Source organism: Rhodococcus sp. NPDC127593, assembly GCF_042671975.1.
In the GTDB taxonomy this organism is placed as follows: domain Bacteria; phylum Actinomycetota; class Actinomycetes; order Mycobacteriales; family Mycobacteriaceae; genus Rhodococcus_F.
In genome coordinates, this window is the sequence record NZ_JBHXWI010000005.1 from 44,854 (window position 1) to 61,564 (window position 16,711).

The 16,711-nt window shown below is 67.0% G+C and carries 12 protein-coding genes and 1 pseudogene; 2 read left to right on the forward strand and 11 right to left on the reverse strand.

Going from position 1 to position 16,711, the window contains the following annotated elements; translation table 11 throughout:
• Window positions 1-176: 176 nt before the first annotated feature.
• From ACFVJ3_RS05680 to ACFVJ3_RS05710, 7 genes are all read right to left on the reverse strand, one after another.
• Window positions 177-1,190 (reverse strand): biotin-dependent carboxyltransferase family protein, encoded by a 1,014-nt coding sequence (locus tag ACFVJ3_RS05680; RefSeq protein ID WP_378451140.1) that lies wholly within the window; start codon window positions 1,188-1,190, stop codon window positions 177-179.
• The gene (locus ACFVJ3_RS05685) at window positions 1,187-1,918 is read right to left on the reverse strand and encodes an allophanate hydrolase subunit 1 (protein WP_378451141.1); all 732 of its coding nucleotides are present in this window, start codon (window positions 1,916-1,918) and stop codon (window positions 1,187-1,189) included. Before ACFVJ3_RS05685 ends, ACFVJ3_RS05680 begins: the two co-directional genes overlap by 4 nt.
• A 4-nt stretch (window positions 1,919-1,922) precedes the next feature.
• Window positions 1,923-2,720, reverse strand: a complete 798-nt coding sequence (locus tag ACFVJ3_RS05690; protein ID WP_378451142.1) for a LamB/YcsF family protein — start codon at window positions 2,718-2,720, stop codon at window positions 1,923-1,925.
• A 224-nt stretch (window positions 2,721-2,944) separates the two neighbouring features.
• Window positions 2,945-3,229, reverse strand: a complete 285-nt coding sequence (locus ACFVJ3_RS05695) for a hypothetical protein (protein WP_378451143.1) — start codon at window positions 3,227-3,229, stop codon at window positions 2,945-2,947.
• A 96-nt stretch (window positions 3,230-3,325) separates the two neighbouring features.
• Window positions 3,326-4,231, reverse strand: coding sequence for a dioxygenase (locus ACFVJ3_RS05700; protein WP_378451144.1), 906 nt, complete (start codon window positions 4,229-4,231; stop codon window positions 3,326-3,328).
• Window positions 4,232-4,245: 14 nt separating this feature from the next.
• Window positions 4,246-5,310 carry a maleylacetate reductase gene (locus ACFVJ3_RS05705; protein ID WP_378451145.1) on the reverse strand — a complete coding sequence of 355 codons (1,065 nt, stop codon included), beginning with the start codon at window positions 5,308-5,310 and terminating at the stop codon, window positions 4,246-4,248.
• Window positions 5,311-5,324: 14 nt separating this feature from the next.
• Window positions 5,325-6,953 carry a bifunctional 3-(3-hydroxy-phenyl)propionate/3-hydroxycinnamic acid hydroxylase gene (locus ACFVJ3_RS05710; RefSeq protein ID WP_378451146.1) on the reverse strand — a complete coding sequence of 543 codons (1,629 nt, stop codon included), beginning with the start codon at window positions 6,951-6,953 and terminating at the stop codon, window positions 5,325-5,327.
• Window positions 6,954-7,104: 151 nt separating this feature from the next.
• Here ACFVJ3_RS05710 and ACFVJ3_RS05715 point away from each other — a divergent pair, with 151 nt between their 5' ends.
• On the forward strand, window positions 7,105-7,770 hold the full coding sequence (locus tag ACFVJ3_RS05715) for a TetR/AcrR family transcriptional regulator (RefSeq protein ID WP_378451147.1): 666 nt from the start codon (window positions 7,105-7,107) through the stop codon (window positions 7,768-7,770).
• A 143-nt stretch (window positions 7,771-7,913) separates the two neighbouring features.
• On the opposite strand, the pseudogene ACFVJ3_RS05720 reads toward ACFVJ3_RS05715, so the two are convergent.
• The 3 genes and pseudogenes from ACFVJ3_RS05720 to ACFVJ3_RS05730 all read right to left on the reverse strand — a co-directional run bounded on the left by ACFVJ3_RS05720 (window position 7,914) and on the right by ACFVJ3_RS05730 (window position 13,156).
• Window positions 7,914-11,358: pseudogene (locus ACFVJ3_RS05720) on the reverse strand (protein kinase).
• 215 nt (window positions 11,359-11,573) lie between these two features.
• The gene (locus ACFVJ3_RS05725) at window positions 11,574-11,957 is read right to left on the reverse strand and encodes a WhiB family transcriptional regulator (RefSeq protein ID WP_378451148.1); all 384 of its coding nucleotides are present in this window, start codon (window positions 11,955-11,957) and stop codon (window positions 11,574-11,576) included.
• Entirely contained in the window at window positions 11,954-13,156 is a 1,203-nt protein-coding gene (locus tag ACFVJ3_RS05730; protein WP_378451149.1) for an acyl-CoA dehydrogenase family protein, read from the reverse strand. The genes ACFVJ3_RS05725 and ACFVJ3_RS05730 overlap by 4 nt, the downstream gene beginning before the upstream one ends.
• 270 nt (window positions 13,157-13,426) lie before the next feature.
• Between ACFVJ3_RS05730 and ACFVJ3_RS05735 the strand changes: the two genes are divergently transcribed.
• Window positions 13,427-14,806, forward strand: a complete 1,380-nt coding sequence (locus ACFVJ3_RS05735; protein WP_378451150.1) for an MFS transporter — start codon at window positions 13,427-13,429, stop codon at window positions 14,804-14,806.
• 73 nt (window positions 14,807-14,879) lie between these two features.
• Here ACFVJ3_RS05735 and ACFVJ3_RS05740 read toward each other — a convergent pair whose 3' ends face one another.
• Window positions 14,880-16,703, reverse strand: a complete 1,824-nt coding sequence (locus ACFVJ3_RS05740; RefSeq protein ID WP_378451151.1) for a helix-turn-helix domain-containing protein — start codon at window positions 16,701-16,703, stop codon at window positions 14,880-14,882.
• Window positions 16,704-16,711: the final 8 nt, after the last annotated feature.

Genomic DNA, 16,711 nt, shown 5'->3' on the forward strand with positions numbered 1-16,711 from the left:
AATGTTTTTCGATTGAGAGCAGCTTCACACTTGGTTATGTCCGCGTCAAGACCTGTTTGTAAAGATCCGGTGACGCGCGCGGCCGATGTGCGAACTCCAGCAAAACAAGGGAGCGTCCAGGCATGCCACTGAGGCCCCGGAGCGGTGCTCCAGGGCCTCGGTACGGTGCGTGGGCCTCAGGCGGTCGGCTGGACCACCCGGGTGTGATGCGGCAGGTTCACGGCGTCGAACACCCGCCGCACCGCCTCCTCCAGCTCGTCGAGGTCCGCCTGCTGCGAGCGGTACGTGGCGATCGCATCTTCCATACTGCTCCAACGGATTCGGAGCTTTTGCCCCGGGCCGGCCTGGCCGAGAACCGACATCGACGAGGACGTCACCACCGCCACGATCGGGTATCCGGCGGTCAGCGACCGCGCTCGCCCGAGGATGATCAGCTCGTCCGAGTGTGGAATCTCCACGCCCCCGATGGGGACCCCGTGGGAGATGATCTCGTCGAGACCCTCGGGGTGCGCGACCGGACCCGACAATCGCAGCCCGACGTGATTCGACCGATCGGTCACCGTGTACTCGGAAGACTCGAGAAGATCCCGAATACCCTCGACTGCAGCTGTTTCCGGACCGTCGGTCACGTCGACGACCCAGCTATCGCGGCGCCGGTCGGGGATCCGAACCGGGAGCCGGAGCAACGGCTGCTGCGCGTACGGGTGAACGAAGTCGACGTAGTCCGTCCGAAGCCGGACCCGCTGTCCGGCTCCCAGCCGTTGCGGAAAACCCATGCGCGCATCCGGGGCGGCGCTTCCGAGAAAGTGATCGGTTTCCAGTTCCCCGTTCACGCACAGGTAGGTTCGAATACCGTTCCGCACGTTGCGGATCGTGATCTGAGATCCCGCCGGGACGCACAGTGGCGCCCACATCGGAACGGGGTGCCCTGACACCCGGACGTCGGCTGTCGCTCCGGTGACCGCGATCAGCAGATCGGCCGTGACGGTCGCCGAGAACTCGGTGGCCATGATCTCGATCAGCGTGGCGCCCCGGGCATTGCCGACGAGCACGTTGCCGGCGGCGGCGGAGTACTGGTCGGACGCCCCGCTCACCGGCACGCCGAGGTGCTCCGACCCGGCCCGGCCCAGGTCCTGCAGTGTGGTCAGCCAACCCGGTTGCTGGACAATGATTTCAGCATCTGCGGTCATGATGTCAAGGCACCTACCGGTTCGAGAGGACGTCCGGCCAGCATGGACCACTCGGACTCGGAGACGGCCCTGAAACGGAATATGTCTCCCGGCGCGTAGTGGACGACCGGATCACGGTGAATGTCGAACAGAGCGAGCGGAGTTCGGCCGAGGATGCGCCAGCCGCTCGGCCCGGGCGCCGGACCGATGATGGCATTGTGGCCCGCCACCATGACAGCGCCCGCGGCGACGTTGGCGCGGGGCGTCCGGCAGCGGGCCACCGAACCCGGGAAGGTGGCACCGTGCATCATGGGTGCAATTCCCGAGCCGAGAACGTCGACGGTCATGGACGCCGACGTGAACAGGTCGACGAGTTCGTCTTCGGTCAGGCCGAGTTCACCGGCGACGAGCGCCAGGTCGGGTCCGTGCTCACCACCGAATACCGTCGGCACCAGAAAATGTCTCGCGGCCGTGTCGTCACCCTCGGTGTGCACGATGGTCCCGATCAGGCGGTCGAGATCGCGCGAGACGTCGTTGTGAACCACTTGGGCGCAGTCGAAACGCACCAGTACCGATTCGAGTCCGCCGACCACGTCGACGACTCCCCGAGGCGTGTCGGTGAGCACCGCCTTCCGCAGCGCACGCGTGACGGCGCGCCGGGTCTCGAGATCCGAACCCGATACCTCGATCATGACCGCAGCGTCGCCGTAGACGATCTGTGTGATTGCCGGCGTTGCGGAGGGCAGCATCGGATCAGACCGTGACGGCGCGAGCTTTGTCGGCCAGCACCTCACGCAGCGGCTTGACGGCCACGTGGGCGTCCACCAACGCGGAGCGCAGCTTGTTCGCGTTGACGATGGCCTCCGCGTTGTCGCCGTGCAGCAGGACGAGGTCGCATTCCTGCGGGATGTCGATGCCGTGCACAGTGCGCACGACACCCTCCTTCGCCATCCGCACGGTACGGGCAGCCACCTCGTCGGCGTCGTGCAGCAAGGCGCCTGGCTCGGTGCGCAACACGGGGGTGCCGTCGTTCTCGTACCCGCGGTCGGCGAGGAAGACGAGGGCAACCCGCAGTCCCCGGGCGCGCGCTTCGTCAGCGAGCAGGCCCTCCTGCGTGACGACGATCAGTTCCGGGTCGAAGGCAGCGACGGCGTCCGCGACACCCCGGGCGTGCACCGGGTCGGTGACCGTGAGGTTGCCCATCCGGCCGTGCGGGTTGACGTGGCTGAGCGTGCCACCTTGCGCCTTCACGAAGGCGCTCAACGCACCCATCTGGTACAGGGTGTCGGTGCGGATCTCGTCTTCGGTACACGCCATCGCCCGGCGGCCGAATCCGACCAGGTCAGGGTATCCGGGATGGGCACCGATCTCGACGCCCCGCTCGATGCAGGCACGGACCGTCCGCTCCATGACCCGCGGGTCACCGGCGTGGAAACCGCACGCAACGTTGGCCATGGTCACCAGATCCAGCACCGCATCGTCGTCGCCGATGGTGTAGTTGCCGAAGCTTTCGCCGAGATCCGCTACCAGGGCCAGAGACTTGTCAGCCATGAGTTCTCCTCAGAAGGTGTCCAGAGATCCGAGAACTGCGCCGAACGTCGTTGTTGCTGGCCCAGCCGTGTCAGATTCCAAATATGCGAATAGGTTCTCATTTTAGTGGTGGGGTGTCAACGGCTCGGCACAATTCGCTCGCGGCAGCGCTACCGCGTGATCGTCGGTCGTCGGGGCGCCGACCTCGAGCCCTCGCCTCCGAACTCACTCCGTTGCGTGTCCCGTCAGCTCGGACCTCTGCGTCCGACGAGATGAAAGACGCGACTGAGTTGGCGGTAGGGATCTCGTCGGCCGGCTTCGAGTTCGACCGCGGCCGCCGCTTCCACCCGCTTCGAATCGTTCGGGTCCAACTGGGCTCCACTGAAATCGAGCCAGTCGACGAACAGCCACACCCCATACCAGCGCACTGGCTCCACGCCGCGGCTCCGCACGAGTTCGCTGAGTTCCTCCACCGTGTCGGCGCGAGTCGGCACCCCCAGCAGCCCGATCCAGGTACCCGAGCACGCCATGGCAGCCGCTGGAGTCGCTGGTGAGCTTTGTCCAGCATCGCCGACGACGGGTCGAGCAGTGTCACGACATTCCGGCAACGACGCCGTGCGCCGCATTCAGACGCCTGCGGGCGCCAGGACGATGTCGAAACGCGCTCGCGCCCAGGGCTGGTCGCCGAGTCTGCGGCCGTCCGGGGTAGGTGTGCCGGGCGCCTGCGCCGCAAACTCCTTGATCAGGGAGTCCTTGACGCCGAAGACGCTGTCGCCGATCTCGATCTGCGGGTCGCCTTCGACGAAGATGTGTGTGACCAGGGGTCGCAGACCGTCGGCGGTGACCATGAAGTGCAGGTGCGCCGCGCGGACCGGAGAACGGCCCACGGCCTCGAGCATCTTGCCTACCGGCCCGTCGTGCGGGATGGGGTAGGGAACGGGTGTCAGTCCCCAGAATCGGTACTGCCCTTGGTCATCGGTGGATAAGTGCGCTCGACCGGCAACCCGTTCGTCGGTGTATTGCACGTCGTAGTATCCGTCGTCGTCGCACTCCCATACCTCGATGCGGGCGCCGGCCACAGGGTTGCCGTCGGTGTCGGTGACGGTGCCTTCGACCCAGCACGGCTGTCCCGTTGCGCCACCGGCGATATCGCCGCCCAGCGGGATCTCGGGTGCGTCGTCGACGAAGAACGGACCGAAGACCGTCGCGTCGGTGGCGCCCTTGTGTGCCTGGTTGTTGACGGCGATGGTCTGCATGGATGCGCCGAGCACGTCGGAGAGCAGGACGAATTCCTGGCGCTTGTCGTCGGTGATGTGTCCGACGGCGGTGAGGAATTCGATCCCCTTGTTCCATTCCTCCTCCGTCAGGCGCACGTCGCGGATGAATGCGTGCAGGTGCCGGGTCAGCGACTGTATGACTTCCTTCAGTCGCGGATCGGGGGTGTCGTCGAACGAGGCGACGACGGTGGCGACGAGTTCGTCCTCGAGCGCCTGCTGCTGCGGGCTGATCGATTCAGCGGTGTCGGTGGTCATGATCGGTGTTCCTTTCACAGCACAGGGGTGGCGCCTGCGTGGGCTGCACGCAGGAGAGCTTCGAGATCGGTGGCGGTCACCGGGCGGGGATTCGAGTCGGGGACGAAGGGCAGGATCAACTCGACGGCCTCGGGAATCTGCGTCTCGTCGAGGCCGTAGTCCTTCAGGGCGAGGGGGGCGTCGAGCGTCTCCCGTAGAGCGTTGAGTCCCGCGACAGCTGCGTGGGTTCCGAATGCCGCGGCGATTCTCCGCTCCGCCTCGGGCGCAGCGGGGGCGTTGAAGGCGAGCACGTAGGGCAGCACCGTCGCATGGGTTTGGGCGTGGGGCAGGTCGTAGGCGCCGCCGAGGACGTGGCAGATCTTGTGATGCAGACCCGATCCCGCGGAGGCGAACGCGACCGCGGACAGGTAGGCGCCGTACAGGGCCTGCTCACGTCCGGTCAGGTCCTGCGGATCGTCCTTGATCGCGGGCAGTCCCTCGGCGAGCGCCCGGATGCCTTCGGCGGCCAGCGCACGGTTGATCGGGTCGGTGCGCGGCGCCCACATCGAGTCGATGCAGTGGGCCATACCGTTGAGGCCGGACGCGACCGACAGCTCGACCGGGAGCGACAGCGTCAGGTGCGCGTCGTAGATCACCGTCACGGGCAGCACTTTGTCGTCCACACCGGTCGTTTTGCGGGCGGCCTCGGTCAGGCCCCAGACGTTGGTGGCCTCGGAGCCGGCGTACGTGGTGGGCACCGCGACGATCGGCAACCCCGTCGTCAGGGCGACCGCCTTGGCCAGGCCGGTGGTCGAGCCACCACCGATACACACCAGCAGGTCGATCGAGTTGTCCGTCGCAACCGCACGGGCCGATTCGGCCTTGGCGATCGGGACGTGCGGGGCGACGTCGTCGTGGAACACGGCCACATCGATGTGCTGTGTGACCGCCTCCGCGGTCGCGGCTTCGGAGCGTGAGGCGATGACCATGACGCGCCGGGCGGCGAGCCGGGCCACTTCCGCCGCGACGTTGTCGGCGGCGCGTCCGGATCCGAACAGCACCCGCTGTCCGAGGGTGACGTGATCGAAATTCAGATTCATGGGGATAGCTCCCTTCATCGGGTCGCGACCGGTGCGCGATCGGTGGCGGTCAGGTGGAGCCCGTCGAGAATCGTGTCGAGCGATTCCCGCAGTGTTGCCGCATCGGCTGCGGTGGCCGCGACGTAGAAATCTGGGCGCAGGATCACGAAGTCGGCGCCGATCTCATCGAGCCACCTCTCGTAGGTGCCGTCCACGTCGACCACGTCGCAGTCCGTACCTGCCGTCCCGATCCGGACGCAGCGTCCGTCCAGACTTTCCCACAGTCGGCGCTGCTCGTCGGTGAGCACGTCGGCCACGGATGCGCCGCGGCCGATCACGGTCCAGCCGCGGCCCGCGACGTCGTCGAATCGGCCCCGTCGACCATCCGCCTCCACGATGCCCTGGACGGACAGTTCCCCGGCATGTGCGGTGCCGGTGTGCCACAGCCCCGGACCGAGCGAGGCGATGTCGGTGTCGACCGGGGTGCCGTCGGAGGCGGCGAGTTCGGCGATCATCTGCCGATCCCGGACGACCGCGTCGTCGGCGTCGGCAATGCAGATTATCTTGCCCAGGCGCATCGAGAAGTCGATGTAGTGCTGGACGTGTCCCTTGCGTTCGGTGCCGTAGGAATCGAGCACGTTTTCGCCGGACGTGCCGGACAGCACGAGATCCAGGCGCCACGCCAGGGCCACCGCATCCCGAAGGCCGGCGCACATGCCCTCGCCGGCGAACGGCGGCATCAGATGCGCCGCATCGCCGGCGATCAGGCCGCGGCCGTTGCGCCACGTCTCCGCCCACCGTGCCTGGAATCGGTAGACCGCCGAACGCTCGAGTTCGGCGTTGGCCGGGGTGACGCCCCACGGCTCGAGCAGACGCCACGCGGACTGCTCGGAGGCGAGTTCAACGGGGTTCTCCCCGGGCAGCACCATGTACTCCCAGCGGCGGCGGCCGGGGCCGCCCGGGACGATCGTCGTCGGCCGGACCGGGTCGCACAGCTGCCAGTGCTTCGGACCGAGGTCCAGACCCGAGATGTCCGGCATGATCATGTCGAGGATCAGCCAGTCGAAGAAGAACCCGTGGTCAGCGAAGTCCAGGCCCAGTGCCGTCCGGACGAAGCTGTTCGCCCCGTCCGCGCCGACGACGTACTTTGCGCGGATCACCTCGGCCGCCGAGTCGCCGTTCGCACCGGTGACCTGCCCGGACAGCACGATCCCGTCGTCGTTCTGGTCGAGGCCGGTCGCCAGCCAGCCGCGCCGAATCGTCACGCTCGGCACGGTCGCGGCGACGTCACGTAGCCGCTTCTCGAGTTCGGGCTGGGAGAACCAGTACCGCGTGCGCCACCCCGATGCTGCGATGGACTTCCAGTCGACCTCGAGGAGAGTTTCCCCTTCCGCGTTACGCCAGTAGTAGAGATCGTCGTGGTACTCGACCGCCGGATCGTTGTCCGAGTCGATGCCCAGAATCGCGAGGATGCGGGCAATTTCGTGGTCGTAGGTGACCGCGCGGGGCTGGTCGTAGGGCTCGGGCCACTTGTCGACGATCGTGACGCGGTGACCGTGCTGACCGAGCAGTACCGCCAGCAGCGCTCCGACGGGGCCACAGCCCACCACTGCCACATCGGCGTCGTACGCGAGGTCCACCTGAGCCGTCTGGGTGTCCGTCATTGCACTTCCTCTTCGAGAGTGAGCTGGGTCATAGGAATGAAGCAATGGTGACATACTCTTCAATAATGAGCAATGCCTCATTTATGGGCCTTTGCTCATCTAGAGGCCATCCCAGTCCTCGCTCGCACGGCGATCGCGTAGCGTTTGCGACGTGCCCACACCGTCGAACAGCTCCGCAACGCCCACTCAGGCGTCGCGCCACCAGCGCCGACGCGAGAAGACCCGTGCACGGCTCATCGACGCCGCGCGCACCCTCGTGGCCGAACGCGGCGTCGACGCAGTAGGTCTGTCCGACATCACCGAAGCCGCCGACCTCGGCGCCGGGACGTTCTACAACTACTTCCACTCCCGTGACGAGATCGTCGAGGCCGTGGCCGAGGAATCGATCGAATCACTCGGCGCCAGAATGGATTTGATGACCGCCGACATGACCGACGCTGCGGAGGTATTTTCCTCGTCGCTGCGTCACCTCGTGCGCCACGCGATCAGCAATCCCCTGTGGGGGTGGTTCGTGGTACGTCTCGGTGTGGCTCATCCCAAGCTCATCGACATTCTCGGCCCCCGGGCCGCGCGCGACCTGCGCAAGGGCGTCGACAGTGGACGATTCACGATTCCCGATGTGGAGATCGCCACGGCATGCGTGTTCGGCGCCCTGCTGTCGACCCTGCATCACGTGGTGTCGGCGCCGACACAGGACCGTACCGACGAAGTCTTCGCCCAGGCGATGCTGTGCATGGTTGGAGTCGTCCCCGACGAGGCACGAGACGTCGCCTCCCGGCCGCTGCCTCCACTCCCCGAGGTTTCAACCGTCCAGTAGCGCTGACCGGCCCGCTACATGCGTGGATCACCCGTCGATGGGTGTTTCTTCGGTGAAGCGCTTACGCACAACGGCGTCGGGTCAGCAGTTCAATTGCGCACGGTACGAATAACTCTCGGGCGCACGGCGCGTACTCCGCGACACTAGTGCGGGCGCGTCTGGGCAAGGAAGGCCTCCGGGATGGACGGCCATTCGGGCCGCCAGCGGCCGTCGCGTTGATCGTCGGCGATCCCGGTGAGGAGTCCGGTGACGGGTTCGCCGCCGTCGGCCACCAGGCGTGGCAGGCCGTACTCGGCGCAGTCGGCGGCAACGGGAATGAGGACCTGTGTTGCGTCCGTGGCCCTTCCCGCGGCGGCCAGGCACCGGGCGTGCAGCACCCTTGCCTCGAGGAGGGCCCGCGGTCGCCGCGCTGTTTCGAGTGTCCGTACCACCGCCTCCACCCGGGCACAGGCTTCGTCGTAGGCGCGGGCGGTCAGGAGCAGCCGGATCTGGGAGTCTTCGTCGATTTCGGTTGTTCGTGTGCTGATGTCGGTAGGTTGTCGTCCTGACGTCGATCGATCTGTCCGAGTGTGGAATTCGGTGCCCGGTTCCAATCCGCAGCGGATCCGCTCTGTCGATTCGCGCGGCGAGCCGCGGCAGTGACAACTTCCGGGCGGTGTCTGCGCCCTCGTCCAACCGCTGCGCAGCCGCGGGCATGTCCCCGCGCAGGGCCTTGATCCGGGCTCCGGTGCCGTAACTGGCGAGCATGAAATCCACGACGCCGCCCTCGGCGCCGAGGCGGTAACTGGCATCCAGCAGGCGCTCGGCCTCATCGATCTTGCCCTGCTGATACAGCAGGTCACCGAGGAGGGCGCCGGACAGCTGGGCCGCATACGAGTGGACACCGACGGTGACAACGGCGAGGTCCCAGGCGGCCCGGAAGTGGTCCTCGGCGGCGGTGATGTCGAGGAGCTCGTTGGCGGCGATACCGGCGAAACAGTGCCCGATCATCCCGAAGTGCGGGCCGTGGGTCTGCTGGTGGTAGGGCCGTGCCCAGTTCTGCTGTCGACGGGCGGCGTCGAAGTCGAAGGTGCAGATGTCGGCGAAGGAAGTGACGTCGGCTGCGGCGGCGTCGACAAAGGGCGGCAGGGTGTTCGGTCGTTTCAAACATTCGCGGACCTGCTCGCCGGCCCCGTCGATGACGTCGGCGTGGCACCGACCGACATCGGCGATGACTGCTGCCTCCACCCGCAGATCGATCGCCTGCGCCTCGGTCAGGGTGTGCTCGTCGAGGGCGGCCTCGACCCGCGCCAGGGCCGCCTGCATCGGCTCGAGTCGGTGCAGCAGGACGTTGGCCCATGCCACGATCAGCTGGAGCCGGGCACGGTTCTGTGCGAGGAGTGCGGGCAGTTTCGCGACCAGAGCGAGGACCGTCCCCATCTTCGAGCTTTCGATCAGGCTCATCGCGTGCGACTCGATCAGGTCCACGGCACGGTCGTCATCTCCGGCGGCCAGCGCATGATCGACCGCCTCGCCGAGCGCGTGGTGGTCGGCGAACCAGTCCGACGCTCTCCGGTGCAACCGTGCGAGCTGCTCGGGTGCGTCGCGCTCGAGCCGGCGTCGGAGAAACTCGGCGAACAGATGGTGATAGCGGAACCAGTCCCGGTCGTCGTCGAGGCTGCGCAGGAACAGATCCCGCTCTTCGACCTCCTCGAGCAGCGCCTGCCCGCGGGTCGTGTCTGCAAGGACCCCCGCGAGGTCGCCGCAGATTCGTTCCGGAATCGAGGTGGCCATCAGGAAGTCGAGAAGTTCGGGTTCGAGGGCGCTCAGCACATTCTCGGCCAGGAACTCGCCGATGGCATGGTGTCGCCCGGACAGGTGGGCGATCAATTCGCCCGCATCGGATCGGCCGCGGAGCGACAGGGACGCGAGCTGCAGAGCGGCGACCCATCCGTCGGTGGAGCGTGTCAGCGCGGCGAGCTCGGAATCGGCCAGCGCGAGTCCGTTCACGTCGACGAGAAATCGGGTGGATTCGTCGAGGTCGAAACGCAGGTCCGCGGCGGTGACCTCGACCAGTTCGTCGCGAACCTTCATTCGGCCGAGAGGCAGTCCGGATCGGGTCCGGCTGGTGACAATGAGCTGAAGGTGGTGGCAGCCGTTGTCGAGCAGGTAGTCAAGGGCGGCGAGGGTCGCGGAATCGGTGACCCGGTGCCAGTCGTCGATCACGACCGCCACCGGCATCCCCCGCTCGTGCACCTCCTCGACGAGTGCGGTCAGCACGTAACGGTCGGCGTCGTCGCCGCGGTCCTCGAGAACCTGACCGAGATCGTGGCCCAGAGTGGGCTGCACACGCCGGATCGCCTCGATCAGATGCGCGAGAAACCACACGAGGTTGTTGTCGTCGTTGTCGACGGAGAGCCACGCCACCGCCGTGCCTCCGGCGGCGAGCACCTCGCGCCACTGGGCGGCGAGGGTGGACTTGCCGTACCCGGCGGGCGCGTGAATGAGCACCAGCCGGCGCCGCCGCGCGGCCCGCAGAGCCTCGAGCAGCCGTGCCCGGCGCACCAGGGCCTTCGGTGCGATGGGTGGCCGGAATTTCGTCGCCGGAGTCGGCGGCGCAAGCCGCGTCCGTTGCGTGCCTGCGGGTGTCTCGGTCGGCACGGGCACGGATTTCGGCGAGCCCACGTGCACATCTGCGGGACCACGGAGCGGCGGGTCCTCGTCGGCAAGCGCTCCCGCCCGGGCCTGAGTGTCGCGCAACTCGTCCCCGAACTCCGCCGCCGTGCGTGGGCGAGCCGTCGGTTCGGCGGCCATGGCGTGCCCGATCACCGCCGTCACCGCATCGGGAATGGACGGATCCCGCAAGTCCGGCACCGGCTCGGTAGTGATCCGCACAAACTGGGCGACGAGCTGTTCGCCGCTGCGGCGTTCGAACGCGGCGTGCCCGGTGAGCGCGCAGAACAAGCTCGCGCCCAGGCTGTAGACGTCCGATGCCGGGGTGGGGCTCTGCCCGGCGAGGACCTCGGGGGCGGTGAACGCGGGCGAACCAGTGATCACACCGGTACCGGTCTCGAAGCCCCCCGGAATTCGGGCGATCCCGAAATCGGCCAACTGCGCGTCGCCGTATTCGGTCAGCAAGATGTTCGCCGGTTTCACGTCGCGGTGCACGACCCCGGCCTGGTGGGCGGTCTCGAGCGCCCCGGCCAACGCGATCCCCAGATTCAGCGTATCGGCCCAGTTCAGCGGGCCGGTGCGGCGGATCGTGGCGTCGAGCGACCCGTACCGGTGATACGGCATCACGAGGTACGGTCGGCCCGCCGGGGTGGTGCCGACCTGCAGAATGGTGACGATGTGGGGGTGCCCGGACAGTCGGCCCATCGCCCGCTGCTCGCGCAGGAACCGCTCCAGTTTCTCGGGGTCCGGGTCCGGGTCCGCGGCCAGTACCTTCACCGCGGCCAGGCGGTCCAGATGCGGCTGACGGCATCGGTAGACGACCCCGAACCCGCCGCGGCCGATTTCTTCGAGGTCGGTGAATCCGGCGGCTTCCAACTCTGCGGTTATGTCCCCGGCGTTGTCACGCTGGGTGGCAAACGGATCGAATTCGGCCATCGCACGCCCCATCCCGGTCGGGCGTCACCACACCGGTGCCAGGCTCGAGTCATCCCGTCGTCGGCGGGCGGGTGAACCCAGAGTATCCCCGCGACCGCAAGAGGGGTACCGGCCGGGCCGGTCTCCCGGAGTTCGAAATGTACGACTTCGAGATGAGGAAGGGTCTTCTCGTCCATCAGGTACGGGCGCCCCACCGGCGTGCGATCGATCGGCGGCTACGGAAGGGACAGTGCGGACCGTCGGATCCGCGGGACGTCGGCAACGGTTCGCGTGTGCAGGGATTCGAGCGGTCGACGCTCACCGCGTCGGGGTCGGCGGCTGCGCTTTCGTCGATCCCCTTCAGTCATGCCACCCCAGACACCGTAGGTTTCACCCATCACGAGTGCGTGATTGCCGCACTGCGCGAGAACGGGGCAGGGCCGGCAAATCTGCCGCGCCCGTGTTTCGCGGCGGTCGCGGGCATGGCCGCGTTCATCGTCAGGCGAAAAGAACACTGCCAGTTCGGCATCACGGCACGCGGCACGCGCCCACCAGTCGCCGGAATCGAGAGTGACTTCGCCCCTGCGCGGGAAGAGATCCTCCAGGGTCGGTTCGCTCATCGCTGCCCGCCTGCGGTGTTGCCGGCCTGCTTGACCAGGCCGCCGCCGATGATCAGGCGCTGGATCTCGCTGGTGCCCTCGTACAAGCGCAGCAGCCGGACGTCCCGGTAGATCCGCTCCACGGCGACCTCGCGCATGTACCCGCTGCCACCGTGAATCTGCACCGCCAGGTCGGCAACCTTCCCGACCATCTCGGTGCAGTACAGCTTCGCGACCGACGGGGCGATCCGCCGGTCGGTGCCCTCGACCCAGGCCCGGGCGGCGTCACGCACCAGCGCCCGCCCCGCCATGACGCCGGTTTGCTGATCGGCGATCATCGCCTGCACCAACTGGAAGTCCCCGATGGCGCTGCCGCCCTGCGTTGCGGTCGCCGCGTAGGCCACCGACTCGTCGAGCGCACGCTGCGCCTGCCCGACCGCCAGCGCCGCGACGTGCACGCGGCCACGGGCCAGCGACCTCATCGCCGCACGATAGCCGACATCCTCACTGCCACCCACGAGAGCCGAGGACGGCACCCGCACGTCGTCGAAATGCACGGTCGCCGTGGTGGACCCGGCGTGCCCCATCTTGCGGTCCTTGCCGCCCACATGCACGCCGTCAGCATCGGCCGGGACCAGGAACACGGCGATGCCCGGGCCATCACCGTCGGCGGGCCGGGTGCGGGCGAACACCACGAACAGATTCGCGATCAGGGCGTTGGTGATGAAGCGTTTCTCGCCGGTGATCAGCCAGTCGTCGCCGTCGCGCACCGCCTTGGTGCCCAGCCCGGCCGGGTTGGAGCCGGCGCCGGCCTCGGTGAGGGCGAACGAGGCGACAACGTCGCCGGACGCGATGTCCTCGAGCCAGGTCGTCTGCTGCTCGTCCGTGCCGTAGTTGACCAGTACCTGACCCGCGATGCCGTTGTTGGTACCGAACATCGACCGAAGGGCGAGGGTGGTGTACCCCAATTCCATCGCCAGTTCGACATCCTGGATCAGGTTCATCCCGAGACCACCCCACTGCTGGGGAATGGCAAAGCCGAACAGGCCCATGTCCTTCGCTGCGGCCCGGACGTCGGCGGGGATCGCATCCGTCTCGTCGATCTCCTGCTCACGCGGAACCACCACGTTCCGGACGAACGCCCGGGTATGGGAAAGGATGTCGCGGAAGTCGTCGTCATCCAACTGCGTTGTCGGATCACTGCTTACGGTGGCGGTCACGGTTGTCTCCTGAAAATCGAACCAATCGTCAGCTCACGCAGCCGGCGAGCCTCGGGACGCCGGGTGCGGCGTGTGGTGGGTGCTTCCAGGATCGCTCAGCTACCGAGGTGTCGTGGTGTTCCAAAGTGGAACACAGGTGGGTTGCAACATGCTCTTACGTTTGATCCACACGCCGTGGCGGCCATCACAATGTCGCCCATCCGCTGCCGAGGGTCACACACGTCCTCGGGCCCCGCCCTGCTATCCCCGAGTCTGTTTCAGGAGAAACACATGACACGTACAACATCGTCGCCGCCTGCGATGACTCCCCGTCGTGCAGCGACAGCCGCGCTCCTCGGCAGCGCACTGGAGTACTACGACTTCTTCGTGTACGGCGCCGCAGCCGCTCTGGTCTTCAACGTGTTGTTCTTCCCCTCTGGTGATCCCGCCGTCGCGCTCATCGCATCATTCGCGACGTTCGCTGTGGGTTACGTAGCCCGACCTGTCGGCGCGGTGGTGATGGGACACTTCGGCGACCGACTCGGCCGCAAACGCGTCATGCTGGCCACAGTCGTGATGATGGGCATCGCGTCCTTCGCCATCGGGTGCCTTCCCACATACGCACAGGTGGGCCTGTTTGCCCCGGTACTGCTCGTCGCCCTCCGCATCGTTCAAGGATTCTCCGCGGGGGCCGAATCGGCGGGAGCATCGACGTTGACCGTGGAGCATTCCCCGGTGGGGCGCCGGGGATTCTTCACGAGTTTCGTCATGGTCGGCTACGCCGTCGGCTGCTCACTGGCCACCGTCGTGTTCCTCCCGGTGGCGATGCTGCCCCACGACGCGCTGTACACCTGGGGCTGGAGAATTCCCTTCTGGCTCAGCGCCGTAGTCGTCGTCATCACCTATTACGTGCGAAGCCATCTCGACGAAACTCCCGCGTTCACCGAAGCTCGCGAAGGAAGCCAAGTTCGGAAGCGACCGCTGAACGACGTAATCACGTATCACTGGCGCGACGTGATCCGAGTCGCCGGAGCATCACTGATGGCGTCGATGCAAACCCTGTTTGCCGTGTTCAGCCTGTCGTACGCCACCTCGGTCGGGGTGGATCGGGGCGCAATGCTCGCCGTCATTTCCGGAGCAATAGCGTTGTCGATTGTCAGCATCCCTGCGGCCGGCTACCTCTCCGACGTGATCGGCCGGAAGCGAACGATGCTGATCGGCGCTGTCGGCGGTGCGCTGACCATCTTCGCGTACCTGTGGGCGATTTCGACAACGAATATCCTGCTGATCGCAATCTTCGCGTTCATCAACATGTCGCTGTTCTTCAGCTGCTACAACGGCGTGTGGACGTCGTTCTTCGCCGAGCAATTCCCGGCACCCGTTCGATTCACCGGCATGGCGGTCAGCAACCAGATCGGTAACCTCCTTGCAGGATTCGCACCGCTCATCGCAGCCGTGCTCCTCGGCGCGGGCCCGTCGGGCTGGCTTCCGGTTGCAATGTTCGGTGCGATTGCCACCGGAATCGCTGGGATCGCGGTTATCGGAATGCGTGAGACGTCGAAGACTCCCGCAGAATTGCTCGGTGGTCCGCGAAGTGCGGAACTGCTGGGTCGACTGCCCTCCGAAAATCTCGATCCTTCCGAGCGCTCTGCGGCCGCCACCACGAGTTAGTCCTTCGAGGACGATGAACAGCCCCCCGGCTGGATTATCGGGGGCTGTTCAGTCGTGCCGGATCGCCCCGGGATCACGGACCGGGTGCGATCATTCGTTCCTCGGCATTGATTTTCAGGGCCCGCATCTTGCGGTACAGGGTAGTGCGGCCGATGCCCAGAATCTTGGCGGCGCGCGCCTTGTTGCCGTCGGCTTCGCGCAGGGCGCCCTCGATCGTCTCGCGCTCCGCCTGCTCGTAGCGGCTCAGCGAGGACAAGGCCGTCTGCCGCATGGGTGCGGGCAGATCCTTGGTCTGAATCAGGCCGCTGCGAACCGGATACGGGAGGGCGGTGAGGAGCCGGGTCAGCTCGGCGACGTTGCCGGGCCAACGCCAGGCCAACAGACACTGGAGCGCAGCGGGGGAGAACCGCAGAGCCGGCGCGCCTGGGAAGAGCTCAGCAGCGACCGCGCGCACGATGTCGGGCAGCTCGTCGCGCAGTTCTGTGAGGGAGGGGACGCGCACCGCGGACGGACCGCCATCTGCTCCGACTTTGTCTGCATCGCCGGTGCATTCGGTGAGGACGATCCGGGCACCCGGTGGAACTCCCGGCCGCGGGAGCCTGGCGAAGTCAACGAGACGCGCACGCAGGTCATCGGAGAGATCGTCTCCTCCCACCACGACGATCCCGCGGCCTCCGCGCAACGCGGCTTCCCCGCCGACCCAGACCGCGTCGTCTGCGGCGAGGTCGCGGGCGGTGACGACCTCGGGCTCCTGGCTGGTGTGTTGGCGAAGCCATCTCGCGGCCTGGTGGCGTTTGCCGGTGCCGGGGCCTCCCACGACGCGAATGAGCCCGTCGATGTCTGAGGAAACGCTCAGCTGCCGTTGCACGTCGGTGTACGGGGTCGGCCGGGTCCGATGGGACGTCACACCGTCCAGCGCAACGCCGCCGGCAGGTACGGCCGCACTGTCCGGGTTGTGGGCGACGGTCATCTGTCCGGCTTCGGCCGCTGCGGCCTGCTCCGTGAACTCCAGCGCGAAGATCGCGTCCTGACCGGCGCGGCCGAGGCGCCGAACCATGGCCTCGGCGCCGAGCGTGGGCAACTCGAGCTGCAGCTCGTCCTGATCCCAGCGGTGGCGGCGTAGCTTTTCCCACAAGTCGGCGTGGGACTCCGCGTCGAAGTGGGCAAGGGCGGGCAGGTCAGTCATGACCGTTTCCGAGTTCATGACGAGGACGGGGTGCCGCGAGGACCGGAAGAGGCGGTAGGTGCGCGCCAGCTCGAGGTCCCGGGAGTCGGCCATCAGCTCGAGCGCTTCGGCGATCTGATATCCGGCCTGCCGCACCATCGCGACCATCAAAGGGCTGGCGGCGTCGACGTGGGAGGCGATGGAGAGCGAGCCCACGATCCGGCCGGTGATGGGGTGCTTGATCGGAGCGCCCGCGCACGCGAGTTTGGCGAGGGCGTCGTTGAAATGCTCGGTGCCGCGGACGAATACGATCCCGCGCGACTCGATGGGAGTGCCCAGCCCGTTCGTGCCCAAGGACTGTTCGGAGAAGTCGAATCCTTCCACTGCGCTGGCCCGGTCCAGTGTCCGCTCGTCCTGAGCGTCGACGATGCGGCGGGAAACGATGCGGCCGGCCTCGTCAGCCAGGAAGAGGGTCATCCGCGAGTCGGTGAGGTTGGTCTGCCATTGGTCCAGGATCCGGCCTGCGGCACGCAGGATGGCGCTGTCCGGGTCGATCTCCCCCAGAATGTGGGGTCCGGCCCCGGGATCGACGCGGTGCGAGACCGAGCGGCGCCAGCTCTGCTCGATCTCCTCGGCGACGAGGGACGCGGGAACGGAAGCCCGGACCAGTCCCTGCGTGATCAGCAGTTCCCGGGCACTCCGGACCTCGTCCTCGCGGCGTGACTTTTCCATCACCATCC